Origin of the sequence: Nocardiopsis alborubida, assembly GCF_012396365.1 — a bacterium.
Lineage (GTDB): Bacteria > Actinomycetota > Actinomycetes > Streptosporangiales > Streptosporangiaceae > Nocardiopsis > Nocardiopsis alborubida.
Genome location: NZ_JAAXPG010000017.1, coordinates 141992 through 157775 on the forward strand (window position 1 = coordinate 141992; position 15784 = coordinate 157775).

Annotated in this window: 13 protein-coding genes and 1 tRNA gene; 7 read left to right on the plus strand and 7 right to left on the minus strand. The window is 72.5% G+C overall.

The annotated features are described in order from the left end of the window. The first annotated feature begins 13 nt into the window (after positions 1-13). Both HGB44_RS18840 and HGB44_RS18845 read left to right on the plus strand, forming a co-directional pair. Positions 14-1279 carry a hypothetical protein gene (locus tag HGB44_RS18840; RefSeq protein ID WP_061081796.1) on the plus strand — a complete coding sequence of 422 codons (1266 nt, stop codon included), beginning with the start codon at positions 14-16 and terminating at the stop codon, positions 1277-1279. Between the two features lie 509 nt (positions 1280-1788). Then, positions 1789-2382 carry a hypothetical protein gene (locus HGB44_RS18845; RefSeq protein ID WP_210751853.1) on the plus strand — a complete coding sequence of 198 codons (594 nt, stop codon included), beginning with the start codon at positions 1789-1791 and terminating at the stop codon, positions 2380-2382. Between the two features lie 149 nt (positions 2383-2531). Here HGB44_RS18845 and HGB44_RS18850 read toward each other — a convergent pair whose 3' ends face one another. Together HGB44_RS18850 and hisC are read right to left on the minus strand one after the other, a co-directional pair. Further along, complete coding sequence (locus HGB44_RS18850; RefSeq protein WP_231972521.1) at positions 2532-3518, minus strand: DNA-binding protein; 987 nt, start codon at positions 3516-3518, stop codon at positions 2532-2534. Positions 3519-3567: 49 nt separating this feature from the next. Further along, a complete protein-coding gene (hisC, locus tag HGB44_RS18855; protein ID WP_061081795.1) occupies positions 3568-4650 on the minus strand; it encodes a histidinol-phosphate transaminase in 1083 nt (360 codons plus the stop codon). 210 nt (positions 4651-4860) lie between these two features. Here hisC and HGB44_RS18860 point away from each other — a divergent pair, with 210 nt between their 5' ends. After that, positions 4861-5544: a hypothetical protein gene (locus HGB44_RS18860; protein ID WP_082768474.1), complete on the plus strand. Its 684-nt coding sequence runs from the start codon at positions 4861-4863 to the stop codon at positions 5542-5544. 88 nt (positions 5545-5632) lie between these two features. Here the strand turns inward: HGB44_RS18860 and HGB44_RS18865 are convergent, their stop codons facing one another. Beyond that, entirely contained in the window at positions 5633-6781 is a 1149-nt protein-coding gene (locus HGB44_RS18865) for a MauE/DoxX family redox-associated membrane protein (RefSeq protein ID WP_061081794.1), read from the minus strand. Positions 6782-6784: 3 nt separating this feature from the next. Next, positions 6785-7756, minus strand: coding sequence for a hypothetical protein (locus HGB44_RS18870; protein WP_061081793.1), 972 nt, complete (start codon positions 7754-7756; stop codon positions 6785-6787). Between the two features lie 528 nt (positions 7757-8284). Between HGB44_RS18870 and HGB44_RS18875 the strand changes: the two genes are divergently transcribed. After that, positions 8285-8812 carry a SigE family RNA polymerase sigma factor gene (locus HGB44_RS18875; protein WP_061081792.1) on the plus strand — a complete coding sequence of 176 codons (528 nt, stop codon included), beginning with the start codon at positions 8285-8287 and terminating at the stop codon, positions 8810-8812. 147 nt (positions 8813-8959) lie between these two features. After that, a tRNA-Ser gene (locus HGB44_RS18880) sits at positions 8960-9048 on the plus strand. Between the two features lie 234 nt (positions 9049-9282). On the opposite strand, the gene HGB44_RS18885 is transcribed toward HGB44_RS18880, so the two are convergent. Further along, positions 9283-9984: a GntR family transcriptional regulator gene (locus HGB44_RS18885; RefSeq protein ID WP_061081791.1), complete on the minus strand. Its 702-nt coding sequence runs from the start codon at positions 9982-9984 to the stop codon at positions 9283-9285. Between the two features lie 115 nt (positions 9985-10099). Between HGB44_RS18885 and HGB44_RS18890 the strand changes: the two genes are divergently transcribed. Together HGB44_RS18890 and HGB44_RS18895 are read left to right on the plus strand one after the other, a co-directional pair. Continuing rightward, positions 10100-11266, plus strand: coding sequence for an enolase C-terminal domain-like protein (locus tag HGB44_RS18890; RefSeq protein ID WP_061081790.1), 1167 nt, complete (start codon positions 10100-10102; stop codon positions 11264-11266). A gap of 271 nt (positions 11267-11537) precedes the next feature. Further along, a complete protein-coding gene (locus HGB44_RS18895; RefSeq protein ID WP_061081789.1) occupies positions 11538-13229 on the plus strand; it encodes an SLC13 family permease in 1692 nt (563 codons plus the stop codon). 136 nt (positions 13230-13365) lie between these two features. On the opposite strand, the gene HGB44_RS18900 is transcribed toward HGB44_RS18895, so the two are convergent. Both HGB44_RS18900 and HGB44_RS18905 read right to left on the minus strand, forming a co-directional pair. Further along, the gene (locus HGB44_RS18900) at positions 13366-14025 is read right to left on the minus strand and encodes a response regulator (protein ID WP_061083307.1); all 660 of its coding nucleotides are present in this window, start codon (positions 14023-14025) and stop codon (positions 13366-13368) included. Further along, the gene (locus tag HGB44_RS18905) at positions 14022-15179 is read right to left on the minus strand and encodes a sensor histidine kinase (RefSeq protein WP_061083306.1); all 1158 of its coding nucleotides are present in this window, start codon (positions 15177-15179) and stop codon (positions 14022-14024) included. Before HGB44_RS18905 ends, HGB44_RS18900 begins: the two co-directional genes overlap by 4 nt. Positions 15180-15784: the final 605 nt, after the last annotated feature.

Genomic DNA, 15784 nt, shown 5'->3' on the forward strand with positions numbered 1-15784 from the left:
AGGACCCCATGAGGTGGTCGAACGGGTCATGCTCATGGGTCCGGGGTCCACGGGACCCCTCAACGCCAGACTCATCGCCGCCGCGTACCGAGATGAGCAAGAGGCGACGGACAAGGTCGTCAGGCTGGGTTCGGCGATCGACGCGTACCTGTTCGCCAGCCCTGTCCCCTACGAGTTCGCGCGCAAGGCCGGTGTGCTGACGATGCCCGCCACCTTCGTGCCTCTCGGCGGGGCGAGCCTGCACGAGGCCCTGCTCCGGGCGACCCTGGACGAGCGCTACGACCCGACCAGAGCCAGTCTGGACGTGCTCAGCCGCGCCGACGTGGTGGAGGCCTGCTCCGAGGTCGACCTGCCCGTGGACGGGATCCACGTGCACGAGGAGCTCACCAACACCGCGCAGCTCACGTCCTTCCACGAGGGCCTGTGGCGCCGCAAGGCCACCAAGATGGCCATCACCTGTGTGCGTGGGGTCGCTGAGCGCCTGGAGGCCATCGGTGTCCCGGTGGTCCGGCTGCGGCCCACCAACGCGGGTGTGCGCAGCGCCCTGCAGACCGCGGGTCTGCTGGGGGCGCACCACCGTCTGGAGGAGGCCCAGCTGGGCGTCGTGGTGGTGGACGTGCCCACCCTGCGGGACTCGACTCGGCGTTCGACCCCCCGTTACTGGCGGGAGGAGCTGCGGCTGTCCCTGCACCGGCTGCTGCTCCAGGAGGCCCACCGGATCAACGCCACGGCACACCGGTTGGACGATCATTCGTTCATGGTGACGGCGACCCGGGGCTCGCTCGTGACCGCGACCGAGGGTTTCCGGCAGCCGCCGTTCGTGGAGCGGATCAAGGCGGAGCTGGGGATCGCGATCGAGGTCGGGATCGGCATGGGGCGGACCACGCAGGACGCCGAGGCCCACGCCCGGGCCGCGCTGAACCGCGCCCAGGCGTCGCGGCAGAGCTTCGCGGTGGACCGCGAGGGACGTTCCCTGGTGCCCGCCCAGCGCGCGCCCGCACGGCAGTCCTCCGAACCGCTGCGGACCAAGGGACGCGAGACGCTGATCCGGCTCTCGGAGAAGATCGCCGAGGAGGACGGACCGCTGGTCGTCGACGCGGAGAACGCCGGGCGGATGCTCGGTGTCACCTCCCGGACCGCGCGCCGGTTGCTGCGAACCCTGGTGGAGGAGGGGCTGGCGTGGCCGCTGCCGCCCAACCGGACCCTCCAGCCGGGCCGTCCCCGCCAGCTGTACCGGCTGATCGTGGAGAAGCTCGACAAGGACGCCGCTGGTAAGTAGCCGACGGCCGGTGCCGAGCCGCACGAGCGCCTGTGAGACGCGCGAACGCGTCGGACGGGGGCGCTTCCCGACCCGGGGGGCGCCCCCGTCCGCCTGCGCGGCTGTGGGGCCGTGTGAGCGCCGCGTGAGCGTGCGCGGGGCGGTCCCCAGCGCGGCACCGCCCGGACGGACGCCGTGAACGCCTCGTGAGCGGGCGCGGGACTGCGGGGAGTGCAGCTCCCCGCGGCCGCCCGAACGGCTCCGGCCCGTGCGCACGCACGGGGCCGCGGGTGCGGAGCGGAGTTCGGCCGGGAGGCGGTTCGCGGTCGTCCACAGGCTGTGGAAGCCGGTTGTCCACGGGACGGACGCGCTGGGATCCTGGAACACGGGGGCGCCGCACGGCGGCCACGGCGGGCCGTGGCACCCCCGAACCGAGGCTAACCCCGCCCCATCCGCCTCCACCAGTCACCGTCCACAGGCTGTGGACAATTCCGCTGACCCGCGCCCTCCCGCCTGACAGGCTTGCGCGCATGGACGACCACGAAGGCAGCCGCAGCGCTCCGGACGGCCGGAGCGGCAACGGCGGCGGCGACACCGGCAGCAGACGCAAACGCCTCCTCCTCATCGGCGGCGGCTCGGGGACAGGCAAGACCACGGTCGGCTGGGAGGTCTCCGTCATCCTCCAGCGGCGCGGGACCGCGCACTGCGTCCTGGAGGGCGACTACATGGACCAGGTGCACCCGGCCCCGCACGGCGACCCCCACCGGAGCGGGATCACCGAACGCAACGTCGCGGCGGTCTGGGCCAACTACGCGGCGCTCGGCCACCACCGCCTCGTCTACACCAACACCGTCAGCGTGCTGGAGGAGGACATGCTCCGCCGCGCCATGGGCGGCGGGGACATCGGGGTGACCCGGATCCTGCTCACCGCGAGCGAGGCCACCGTGCGCGCACGCCTGGCGGTGCGCGAGACCGGCTCGCAGCTGCTCCCCCACGTCGAACGCAGTCTGAGGGCGGCCGCGCGACTGGACGCCGAGGCGCCCGCGGGGACCGTGCGCGTGTCGACGGACGGCCGCACCGTCGAGGAGGTCGCCGCCCGGGTCGTGGCCGCCACCGGCTGGTGACCCCGGGCCCCGCATGACATCCGGGCCCCGCAGGCTGGTGAACCCCAGGCCCCGCCGACCGTCCCCCGGGCCGCGGTCGGGAAGGCACGCGTCCCCGTCCACAGCCTGTGGACAACCTTCGGCCACGCAGCGGTGAGGTCCATGAGGGCCTACACCGGGGCCTCCGGGACCCCCGCGCCGGACCGTTCCGCGCACCACCGCGCGGTGTCCCGCAGGGAGGGGCGGTCCCGCGCCGTGTCGAGCAGCCGGACGGCCTCGTCGAGCCGCCGCTCACAGCGCACCGACGCCACGCTCCCCAGACCGGGCAGCACGTCGCGCACCAGCACGGTCTCCGCCTCCTCCCACGACCGGGCGCGGGCCAGCGCCCACAGCCGGCTCACCGCGGCGTGGAACAGGAACCGTCCGCTCCCGCCCGTCCCCGCGGCCCGTCCGCCCGCCCCGATCAGCTCCGCCACCCGGTCGAATGCCTCGACGGCCGCGCCCGGCTCACCGGCGTCGGCGCCGATCATGCCCCGGTGCCAGGCGATCTCCGCCTCGGTCAGCCACCACGTCCACACCGGATCGCCCCGGCGCGGCCCCTCCAGGTAACGGCTGAGGGTCTCCCCGATCAGCTTCCGCGCCCGGGTTCGCTCGCCCTCCTGGGCCGCGGCACGCGCCAGTCTCAGGGTGAACAGGGTGCGCACGCTTCCCGCCGGTCCCGCCGCCAACGCCGCCTCGCACACCCGCCGGGCCTCGGTCGGCTGCCACAGGTGGACGTCCTGCATCGCCAGCTGGCTGAGCGCGAAGTACTCCATGGAGCGGTCGCCCGCCCCGTGCGCGGCGTCCAGCGCCGTCAGGGTCATCCGCCGGGACAGGCGCTGGCGTTCGGCGTCGAAGGCCACCCAGCCGGTGACCTGGTGCAGTTCGGCGGTCGCGGCGAGCACGTCCGCCGAGCCGGGGAAACGCGTGCGGACCGCCTCGCGGGCCCGGGCGGCGGCGCGCGCCGCGGCGTCCACGGTGTCGCGGGCGCCGTAGCGGGTGTCCAGGGCGATGACGCGCGCGCTGACCGAGCGGACCGCCTCGGCGACCCGCTCCGGCGGCACACGGAGTTCCAGCGCCTCCGCAAGCCCGAGCGCCTCAGGAGCCTCAGGGTTCACCAACCGGTTCCCCGCCCTGTGAACAGCGCGGGGAACCGGCACGGCCGGGCTAACGGCGCTTGCCGTAGGAGGTGGCCACGGCCAGGAACGCGTCGTTCTCCTCGGGGGTGCCCAGGCTCACCCGGGCGCCCTCCCCCGCGAACGGGCGCACGGAGACGCCCTCCCGCGCGCACGCCTCGGCGAAGTCGAGCGTGTCCTCGTCCACCCGCAGCCACACGAAGTTGGCCTCGGTCGGCGGAACCGTCCACCCGGAGGCGATGAGCGCGTCGCGCACCCGCCCGCGCTCCTCGACGGTGGCCGCCACGCGCTCCAGCAGCTCCTCCTCGGCGGCCAGGGAGGCGACGCCGGCGGCCTGGGCGAGGTGGTTCACCGCGAACGGGACGAGGGTCTTGCGGACCGCGGCGGTCACCGGGGGGTGTCCCACGAGGAAGCCCAGGCGCACGGCGGCGAGCCCGTAGGCCTTGGAGAAGGTGCGCAGCACGGCGACGTTGGGCCGGTCGCGGTACAGGGAGACGCCGTCGGGCACCCGCGGGTCGCGCACGTACTCGCGGTAGGCCTCGTCCAGGACCACCAGAACGCTCTCGGGGACCCGGTCCAGGAAGGCGACCAGCTCCTCCTCGCGCACGGTGGTGCCGGTGGGGTTGTTGGGGTTGCACACGAGCACCATGCGGGTGTTCTCGGTGACCGCCTCGGCGATCGCGTCGAGGTCGTGCGTCTCGTCCCTGAGCGGGACCCGCACCGAGGTGACCCCCGCCAGTTCGGCGAGCAGCGGGTAGGCCTCGAAGGAGCGCCAGGCGTAGACGACCTCGGCGCCGGGCTCGCCGACGGCTTCGAGCAGCTGCTGGAGCAGGCCCACCGAACCGGCGCCCAGGGCGAGGTGCTCCTCGGGGACGTCGAGGTGCCGGGCGAGCGCGGAGGTGAGCTCGGCGGCGCCCGGGTCAGGGTAGCGGTTGAGCTCGGCCGCGGCCAGGGAGATGGCCTCACGCACCGACGGGAGCGGCCCGTAGGGGCTCTCGTTGGAGGACAGCTTGACCGAGCGCCCGTCGGGACCGACGACCTTCCTGCCCGGCTTGTAGGGCGGGATGCTCTCCAGCACCGACCGCAGATATGGCGATTTCGACTCCGACACCATGGTCCTTCCTCAATACTTTGTGCTAACCCCGAGACACTCTCAGCAACATCGCGTCCGGGTCGGTCACCGCTCCCAGCGGAAATATCGCACAAAAGAGGAGATATCACCATGCACTTGCGCCCCTGCCCCACGAACTCGGCACGGACCGTCGCTGGTCAGCTCCCCCGGCCGCGAGAGAGGCGAGGGCTCATCCGGTCATTGGCCCTTCCCGTGGTCGTGCCCGTCGCGGTCCTGCTGAGCGCGTGCGGTGGCGGCGCCGCCGGACAGCCCGCCGACCCCGGCGCCGAGGCCGCGGAGGCACTGCACGAGGCGCAGCCCCTGCACGTGCGCGACGCCACGTTCGCTGCCGAGAGCAGCGAGTACGGCACCTACTCCGAGCTTGCCACAGTGCGCCACAGCGAGCAGGTGCGGGCCGCCACCGAACTCGACAAGCCCGAGTGCCTGGACGCCGCCAACCAGTGGTCCGGTCTGGACGGGGTGCGCGACTCCCCCGCCTCCGTGGCGGCCTACGAGTGGCCCGAGGGCGCGGTCACGCACATGCTGGTGCGGCTGGACGGGGCCACGGCCGCGGAGGCGCTGTCCACCACGCCGCCGAGGAGCTGCGACGAGTACACCGCCACCCACGGGGACGGCACCTCCTCCGAGTACAGCGTGAGAGACCTGGAGGACGTGCCGCGGATCGGGGACGAGTCGCGGGCCTTCGCCGTCGAGGTGGAGTCCGGGGACGACAGGAACCGCATGGTCAGCCTCATGTACCGCAACGGCGGCCTCGTCGGCAGCACGTCCGTCCTCGGAGACGGCGAACTGGAGGACTACGAGACGATGCTCGTGGAGTTCAGCGAGGCCGCGGTGGACAGGCAGCGGCAGATGCTCGGGCAGGAGGCCGACCGCTGACCCCGGGCCGGTCCCGGGTCCGGGACCGGCCCGGGTTCGCGGCGGCACCGCAAACGGGCCCCGGAAGCCGGGGCCCGTCGCCATGCCCTCATCCGGCCGGGGTCGGTTCGCGCCCGCCCGGGTCCGTTCCGTTCCTGTCCCGCTCCGTGGCGTCCTGCTCCGCCGTGTCCCGGCCGACCTCCTCGCGCCCGCTCGGACCGCGCTGTCCCGGAACGCGTTCGTTCCGGACGCCGCCCTCCCGAACCCCTTCGTCCCGGGCGCTCCCGTCGGATCCGCCCGCGGCGAGGTCCCACACGACGGAGCGTTCCCGGGCGGTCCGGAGGCTCAGCTCAGCCCTTGCCTCGTCGTGCCGCCACGCGTCCCGCCTGGCCGCCTCCCCCGGGTGGAGGAGCCTGCGCGGCGGGCCGGTCAGCTCGACGCGGGTGACCGCGCCGAAGGAGGCGACCACCGCTCCGCTCTCGCGGTCGACCAGGGCCGCGCGCACGGCGTTGCCGCGCCTGCCCCCGGTCCTGACCGCGTACACCACGTCGACGCGGCGGCCCTGCCGTACGCCGTCGTAGCGCAGGAACCTCCAGCAGCCCTGGCGCCACACGTCCTCGGGCTCGGACCCGAGCATCACCGGTTCGTTGACACGCCACACGTCGCTGCGGTGCAGGGTCCGCACGGTGCGGTGCAGCGGGACCTCGCGCAGCGCGCAGGGCTCCTCGTGCAGGGCGCGCGCGGCCACGGTGCGCAGTTCGGGGCTGAGCAGGGCCAGGAGCAGCAGTTCGGCGCCCAGGACCCCGGCGTGCAGCGGGGTCGGCGAGGCGACCACCTCCCAGCCCGCGGGTTCCAGGCCGAGCGTGGCCAGGGCCGCGGCCGACAGCAGCCCGGCGCGGGCCAGCGTCCGCCAGCCGATCGGCGCCTGGCTCAGCCCGCCGAAGCAGCCGCAGCCCGCCTCGGGGTCGCGCCTGCGGATCACCACCAGGGCCACGACGGAGACGGCGAACACGACCGCGGTCAGCGCCCGCACCGCCTCTCCCAGCAGGCCGGTCAGCCCGAGCAGGCCGAGCGCCAGCGCGGCCTCCAGCAGGCCGGTGCCGACCGTGGACGAGCGGCGCAGCCGCTCCGGCACGAGGACGGCCAGGCCCGTGGCGGCCGCCCGCCTGGTGGTCTTGGCGACGGCTCCGGCCAGGAGCAGCACCGCCAGGAGCGGTAGCTGCGCCTCGCGGGCCGCCTCGACGATCTCCGGGAGCATCGGTCATCCCTCCCCGTCGTGGACGGTGACGGTCGCGTTGAAGCAGCCGTCCTCCAGCCGCCCGCCGAGGGCGACGAAGCCGGTCATGGTCAGGGAGGCCAGCCGTCCCGCGCTCTGGCCGCCGCAGGAGGAGCACAGGTCGCACAGCCAGCTGTCGGCCGCGGCGCAGTCGATCACGGGAAGCGCCGCGGCCTCGTGTGTGCGGTCGTTGCGCAGGCTCAGGGTCGCCCCGGTGGACAGCAGCGGCAGCGGAACGCAGGAGGTGCGCCGGTCGCAGGGCCCGTCGTGGCCGACGGGGTCGAGCGCCGGGTAGGCGATCCCGTCGACGTGGGCGCGCGGGTCCACGTGGGCGGAGCGGCCCCACGCCGGGTCGTACCAGGTGGCGACGCCGCTCAGCGTGGTGGCGCGCCGACGCGTGGGCGGCCGGTGCGGTGTGGCGCCGAGCGGGTAGGGCGGCTGGGTCGTGGCGGGGCGCACGGCCCGCACGGCCCCCTCCCACCAGACGCCGACGGCGTCGAAGACGTAGCCGGGTTCCAGGCGCGGGTGGCGTACGGAGATCCGGCCCGAGGTGCGGTAGGGAAGGACGACGGTCTGGCGCGGGCGCCCGTGACCGGGGTCGATCTCCAGGGTGTCGCCATCACGGCTGACGATGACGCCGGTGGCGCGGGCGGTCTGGGCCCACACGCGTGCGGCGATGGGGTGGCCGCCGGGTACGCGCAGCACCACGGCGTCGTCACCGGTGCGGAGTTCGCCCGGGCCGACCTCCCCGCCCCGCCAGAACACGGTGGAGCTGTCGTACATGAAGTGTTCCTCGCCGCCCGGCACGGCCAGGCAGAGGATGCGCGCGTTGGCGCTGACGACCACGCCGCGCGCGACGCGGTGCCCGATCGGCGTGGGTTCGGGTGCGCTCGCGGCGCCGAGCACCGCGGCTGTGAACCTTCCGCGGTCCCGTCCGATCTCGGTGGTCACTGACATCTCGGCTGAGCCCCCTCACCAGCACGACTCGTCGCTTCGTCCCCGTTGTCCAGACATGGTCCCGGTGCCGCGGCCCCAAGCGACGCGTGGGGCACCTCATGGAACCAGAGAAGGGTTCCGCGCACACCGGGCTTCGCCCATCGGGCGACTCGGGATCGCCCCACCACAGCCTGTCGTTACAAAGCTACGCATAGAACCCATAAATCTAGAAAGATTCATAAACACCCACAAGATCCCCCAAAACACAGGGGTTCCCGTTCGGTCGCCTCCACTCCTCCCGACCGGCGGAACCGGCCTCCGCGGCCGAGACCGGCGGGCTGCACCGGCCCGCACCACGGGCTTCCCGGCCGTCGGCGCCGCGACTCGCCGGGGTCGGCGGCCAGGCACGGGAGGAGGTCGGATCCCTGTGGTTTTCCGGTGGGCCGTTTTACGGCGCGTGGGACACACGTGCCTGGATGTTTGCGTTGGCTGTGTGAGAGTTAGAAGGGAGAAACACGACGAAAGCCCACGCAGCGCCCGTGAAGGTCGGTGGTCGGCGTGACAGGGACGACCCGGACACCCCGGTACGACGAGTTCAGCCACTACGTGGCCGAGCGCGGACCGGCCCTGCTCCGGATGGCCCGGTCGCTGACGAGCAGCCACGCCGACGCCGAGGACCTGCTCCAGGCGGCCCTGGTCAAGACCTTCCTCGCCTGGGACCGGATCGCCAACCCGAAGGCGCGCGACGGGTACGTGCGCAGGGCCATGGTGAACACGCAGATCTCCGAGTGGCGGCGCAACCGGCTGGACGTCTACCCGACCGACGAGATCCCCGAGCAGCGCGTGGACGACCCCACCTGGCGCAGCGACCTGGCCGACGTGGTGGAGCGCGCCATCGACCGCCTGCCCGACCGGCAGCGGACCACGGTGGTGCTGCGCTACTACGACGACCTCACCGAGGCGCAGATCGCCGAACGGATGGGAGTGACGCTCGGCACGGTGAAGAGCACGCTGTCCCGCGCCGTGGACAAGCTGCGCATGGACGCCGACCTCATCATCGAGCGCACCGTCGGATGACCCCGGGGCCCGCCCGGCCCCTGGACGGATCACCAACCGCATCAGCAGTGCGGTACCTTCCCGATCACCGGCTCCACAGGCCTCGGAGCTCGGACGGGCATTCGTTTTGCGCAACCGTCCGTGGTGTCTGTAGGCTGGTCCCAGCCAGGAGGATTCGCCTAGTCAGGTCTATGGCGCCGCACTGCTAATGCGGTTAGGGAGCAATCCCTTCCGGGGTTCAAATCCCCGATCCTCCGCGCTCCGACCTGGGGCTTCTCGCATCACGCAAGTGAGAGAGGCCCCAGGTCCTTTTCGTGTTCGTGGGCGGTCGACGGGGAACCCGCACCGACCGCCCACGGCCCGCCCCGGCCGCCGGACCGCGAGGACGGCGGAGGCGGACCGGCGCCCGGCGGTGACCCGGTTCCCACCGGACCTGTCGGCGGGACACGGAGCGCCGTTCCGCGGTCGTGCGGCTGACGCTTCGGGCGGTGTCAGGTCGAACGCCCGGCGATGGGGTGGTAGGCGCGTTCCCTGCCTTCGAGGGTGTCCGTGACGGTGGCTCCGAGGCTGTTGAGGATGTGGGAGCGCACCAGTCCGGCCGCGGCGGCGCCGTCACCGGCGATGACGAGCTCCAGGATCTCGTGGTGCTGGTTCAGGTCGATGGTGCGCGACTCGGCGCCCGCCGGCAGTTCCAGGCCGATCCGCCGGTACCGGTCGGCCTTGTCCCACAGGTCGTCCAGGAGCCTGATCATGACGTTGTTGTGGGAGGCGGCGTAGATCGCCCGGTGGAAGGCCCGGTGCGCCGCGATGGCCTCCTCCCCCCAGGTGCGGGTGACAGGCAGGAGCGCGTCGGCCGCCGCCCTCATCGTGGCGATCTCCCGTTCCGTCCGGCGCAGCGCGGCGAGTTCGGTGGCGGAGGGCTCCAGCGAGAAACGGGCCTCCAGCAGCTCGCGCGCCTCGGAGGCGCTCATGGGTGCCACCCGGACGTCCCGGTGGGTGTCCATCGCGACCCAGTCCTCGCTGGCCAGCCGCCGGATCGCCTCGCGCAGGGGCGTGATGCTCATGCCCATCTCCTCCGCCAGCTCGTACTGCGACAGGCGTGATCCTGGGGCGAGCTCACCGGAGGTGATGCGCCGGCGCAGCTCGGTGTAGGCCAGCCCGCCCTTGCTGGAGAAGACGTTCGCGCTGGTCATCGTGACCTCTCTCACCAAATTCTCGCTCACGGGCTTGTGACCCCCGTCTCAGCCAGTATAGGCTCCGCATAACTTATAAGGGTCTTATAAGACCAAGCACAGCAGGAAGAGACCCATGCGAATCGTTTCCGCCCACGTCGGCACCATCCCGATCAGCTCGTCGATGCGTAACGCCTACATCGACTTCAGCAAGATGGACTGCACGGTCCTGGCGCTGGTCAGTGACGTGGTGGTCGACGGCAGGCCCCTGGTGGGTTACGGCTTCAACTCCAACGGCCGGTACAACGCCACGGCCATCCTGAACGAGCGGATGCTGCCGCGGCTGCACAACGCCGCGGCGGAGGAACTGCTGGACGGGAACGGCGAGCTCTCACCCGCCAGGGCGTGGGACGTCATGATGCGCAACGAGAAGCCCGGCGGACACGGGGAACGCTCTGTCGCCGTCGGCGTGGTGGACATGGCGCTGCACGACCTCGCCGCCAAGGCCGCGGGGGTGCCGCTGTACCGGTGGATCTCCGACCACTACGGCGACGGCGCCCCGGACGAGGACGTCTTCGTCTACGCCGCCGGCGGCTACTACGCGCCCGGCAAGACTCTGGAGGACCTCCGGGACGAGATGCGCGGCTTCCTCGACGCGGGGTACGAGATCGTCAAGATGAAGATCGGCGGCGCCGACCTGGCCGAGGACCTCCGGCGTATCGAGGCGGTCATCGACGTCCTGGACGGTGACGGGTCCCGGCTGATGGTGGACGTCAACGGCAAGTTCGACCTGCGGACCGCGCTGGAGTACGGCCAGGCCATCGACCAGTACGGCCTCTTCTGGTACGAGGAGGTCGGCGACCCGCTGGACTACGGCCTGAACGCGACGCTGTCGGAGAACTACCGCAACCCCATCGCGACCGGCGAGAACCTGTTCTCGTTGCAGGACGCCCGGAACCTGATCCGCTACGGCGGGATGCGCCCGGACCGCGACTTCATCCAGGTCGACCCGGCACTGAGCTACGGGCTGACGGAGTACCGCCGGGTCCTGGACATGCTCGCCCAGCACGGCTGGTCCTCCCGCCGCTGCGTTCCGCACGGCGGGCACCAGTTCTCACTCCACATCGCCGCGGCTCTCAAGCTCGGCGGCAACGAGTCCTACCCCGGAGAGTTCCAGCCCACGGGCGGCTTCACCGACGACGCGGTGATCACCCGCGGTCGCGTGGCGCCGGGTGACCTTCCGGGCATCGGCCTCGAGGGCAAGGCGAAGTTCTACGACGTCCTCCGAGGCCTGCACGCCTGACCGTCCGAGGCCGGCGGCGCCCGTACCGGCGCGGATACGGGCGCCGCCGTCTCCGTCATCGCACACGACCGCTCCGAAGCGGCGTGGACGACCGTCCGGCGGCGGGCGCCGCCGGCGGAGCCGGTTCCACGACCGGCGACGGCCCTCTGCCCCCGTGCGGAGTACCCGCGGCCCGTTCTCCCCCACGGCCGGTGCCGACCCGCGTGCCACCCGAGCCGATCTCCTTCAGCAAGTCGAGCCGAGCCGAGCAGAAGACCAGAGAAGGTACACAATGGCAACCCCCTATCTGCAACCCCTATGGGGAAACCTGTGGGCGTCACACCGAGAGATCAAGGACCTCCTGACCTTCTCGAAACGCAGGAGACCGCCGCAAGCGGCACTGGTGGCGTCCGGCGGGGACGGCGGCAGCGGCCCCGCCGCGGCCCGTGACGGTCTGCAGGACCCGGAACCGGCCGAAGGGTCCGGCGCCCCCGACCCCGGCCCCGGGTACACGCCCGCACGCGTCACCGGGCTGCTGCTCGGTCCGCTGCTGTTCGTGGCGACACTCGTGTTCTTCGAACCCGAGGGGCTCTCAGCGGCGGGGCAGGCCGTCCTGGCCACCACGCTCTGGGTCGCGACCTGGTGGATCACCGAGGCGATCCCCATCCCGGTCACGTCCCTGCTCCCGGTCGTGCTCCTGCCGCTGACCGGCGCGCTGGAGGGCGACGCCGTGGTCTCGGCGTACGGCAACGACATCATCTTCCTGTTCCTCGGGGGGTTCACGCTCGCGATCGCGATGGAGAAATGGAACCTCCACCAACGCATCGCCCTCTCGATCGTCGCGGCGATCGGCACGAGTCCGCGCCGCATCGTCCTCGGCTTCATGGTCGCGACGGGCTTCCTGTCGATGTGGGTCTCCAACACGGCCGCCACGATGATGATGATCCCCGTCGGCCTGGCGGTCGTGTACCAGGCCGCCCGCTCGCTGCGGGGAGGGGAGTTCGCCGCCGACCTGCCGAAGTTCGAGAAGTCCATCGTCTTCGGCATCGGGTACGCGGCCACCATCGGCGGTCTCGGGACGCTGATCGGGACACCACCGCTCGCCGTTCTCTCGGCGACCGTCGGGGAGCTCTTCGGCGAGAGCATCTCGTTCGGCGGGTGGATGGTGTTCGGAGTCCCGATCGCCGTCATCCTCCTCACCCTCGCGTGGCTCTACCTGACAGGCGTCACGTTCAGGGTCCGGTTCAAGCAGCTTCCCGGCGGCAGGGAGATCATCCGGGAGGAGCGGAAGTCCCTCGGCGGGATGTCCACCGAGGAGAAGGTCGTCCTCGGCGTGTTCCTCGGAACGGCGTTCATGTGGGTGACCCGGTCGTTCCTCTGGGAGGACCTTCTCCCGGGTATCAGCGACGGTGTGATCGCGATCGTCGCGACGGTGGTCCTGTTCACGCTGCCCGCCCGCAGCGGAGGGGAGAGGAGGATCCTCCGGTGGGAGGACTCGAAGAAGGTCCCCTGGGGAATCCTCCTGCTGTTCGGCGGCGGACTGGCCATCGCCGCGGGGTTCGTCGAGACCGGCCTCTCCGCGTGGATCGGCGACCAACTGCGCGTGCTCGACGGGGTCAACGTCATCCTGACCATCGTCCTCGCCACCGCGCTCGTGCTGTTCCTGACGGAGATCACCTCGAACGCCGCGACGGCGACGATGATCCTCCCGGTCATGGCGGCCTTCGCGGTCTCTCTCAACATCCATCCGTACGCGTTGATGGTCCCCTGCGCGATGGCCGCGAACTGCGCGTTCATGCTTCCGGTGGGCACCCCTCCGAACGCGATCATGTTCGGCACCGGCAGGGTGAGGATCATGGAGATGGTCAGAACCGGGTTCTGGCTGAACATCACCGCCCTCGCCCTCGTCGTCGCGGGGTCGCTCTACGTGCTGCCGTTGCTGTGGGGAATCGACCTCATGACCCTTCCCGCCGGATTCCGCTGACCGGGGCGAAGCGAACGGATCCGGGACCTCCGGCGGCCCGGGGCCCCTCGCGTCGCGAACGCGGGAGGGGCCCCGGGCCCCTGCCAAGGGACCCGGGCCCGGTCACGGCCGTGGTGTGCGCGTCCCCGGGCGGAGGTCAGGTCACCAGCCCCTGCCGGTAGGCGTAGACCACGGCCTGGACGCGGTCCCGCAGGTCGAGTTTGGTCAGGATGCGCGAGACGAACGTCTTCACGGTCTCCTGGCTGATGAACAGGCTCGCGGCGATCTCGCTGTTGGACATGCCGTTGGCGATCAGGCGCAGGACCTCCAGCTCGCGGGGGGTCAGCCGAGCGTCGACCACGGCGGTGTGGGAGGGCCGGATCCGGGCGGCGTACCTGCCCACCAGCTGGCGCGTGACCTCGGGGTCCAGCAGCGCCGCGCCGGTGGCCACGGTGCGGATGCCGTGCAGCAGCTGGGTCGGCGGCGCGTCCTTGAGCAGGAACCCGCTGGCGCCCGCGCGCAGCGCCTCGTAGACGTACTCGTCGAGGTTGAACGTCGTGACCACGAGGACCTTGACGGGGCGGGTCACCCCGGCCCCGGCCAGGCGCTGGGTGGCCTCGATGCCGTCGAGCACGGGCATGCGCACGTCCATCACCACGACGTCGGGGCGCAGCTGTTCGGCGAGTTCGACCGCGGCCTTGCCGTCCCCGCACTCGCCGACGACCTCCAGGTCGGGCTGGGCGTCGATGATGGTGACCAGACCGGTGCGGATCAGCACCTGGTCGTCGCAGACCAGGACCCGGATCGGCGCACTCATGCCCGGTCGCCCACCGGGGCGCGTGCGGGGATGCGCGCGTGCACGGTGAAGCCCCCGCCCTCGTGCGGGCCCGCGGTGAAGTCACCGCCCAGGACCTCGACGCGTTCGCGCAGGCCGACCAGGCCCCGCCCGCTCCCTCCGGGGGAGACGCCCGGGGGCCCGGCGTGGTCGGTGCTGACGTTCACGGTGATCTCCTCGGGGCGGTGGCGCACCCGCACGGTGGTGGGGCTGCCGTGCGCGTACTTGAGGGCGTTGGTCAGGGCCTCCTGCACGACGCGGTGCGCGACGAGGTCGGCGCTGCCGCGCGAGGCGGCCGGGGTGCCCTCCTCGCTGAACTCCACCGGCTGTCCGGCCCGGCGCGTCTGCTCCACCACGGTGAGCAGCCCCTCGTCGGAGGCGGGAGTGGAGTGGTCGGGGTTGAGCAGGTCGAGCAGGTGGCGCAGGTCGGTGATGGCCCGCCTGCCGGTGTCGGTGACCGCGGTCAGGGTCTGGTCGAGCCGCTCGGGCGCGGAGGTCAGGTAGCGCGCCGCCTCGGCCTGCACGACCATCGCGGTCACGTGGTGGGTCACGACGTCGTGGAGTTCTCTGGCGATGCGGGTGCGTTCGGCGGTGCGGGTGGCCTCGGCGACGAGGCGGCGGCGTTCGGCCTCGGCGATGCGGGTGGAGCGCAGCCACGCCCCGATCCCCCAGGCCAGGGCCAGCGCCGCGTAGAACGTCACGTAACCGGCCGGGGTCTCGCCCGCCCCGACCCGGTCCACCGCGACCGCCAGCACCACGTAGGCCGCCGAGAGCACCAGCATGGCGGTGCGCCGGTACCGGTGGAGGTGGGCGCCCGTGCTCACCAGCGCGATGGGCAGCGCGGTGCCCGCGAACAGGTGGTAGCCGTGCAGTTGGTCGAGGGCGAAGCCGCTCGCCACCAGGGCCAGGGCCAGGACCGGCCACCGCCTCCGCCCGGCCAGGGGCAGGCTCTGGAGGGCGGCCGCGACCAGGCCCAGGGAGTCGAGGGGCCGATCCGCCACGCCGCCGAACTCGGTCCCCTGTCCGTGCAGTGACGGGATGAGCGACGCGACCAGGAGCAGCAGTCCCAGGGGCAGGTCCCGGAGGGTGACGTCGAGCCGCTGCCACAGGTGGGGGAGCCGCCGGAGACTGGTCACTGGGGAAGTGTAACGGTGGCGGCGGGTCGCTCGACGCGCCTGCGGACGGGGAGGAGCGCGGCCGCGGCGACGGCCGGGAACTGCCGGTGAGGTCTCATGGGATTCCTTCGTCGGAGCGGCGCGGCCGGGGCGCCGCGACTGGGGGAAACGCTACGGACCGGGGCTGCGCGGGGTCGTCACCGCGGGGTGGACACCTGTGCGTAGCTCGCACGGGGGACACGGGGCCGTGTGGCGGACCGTCACCGGCCGCCTCCGGTGCGCGACCTGCGCGCCGTCCGTGGCGGACCGCGGTTCCCGGGGTGGCGGCGGGGCGCGCCCCAACGCCCCAGGGCACGGTCGCGCCGCCCGGTCTGGGACGCGTCGGCGCAGCTGAACGGGCACCGCCCCCCTCGCGGGGACGGGGTGTGGAGCCCGGTGCGTACGAACGGGTGCCGCCCGGCTCGGCGGCGGGTCCCGTCCCCCGGGCGAGCCACATCCAGGTGTCCACCGTGTGGTGACGACCCGGGCACCGCCGCGCCCGTAGGTTCTTCCCAGCCACGGAAGTTCCGGTTCGCCGGGGCAGGGCCGACGCCCTCTCCCCCGGCACCGTGGCACCACCCGCCGAT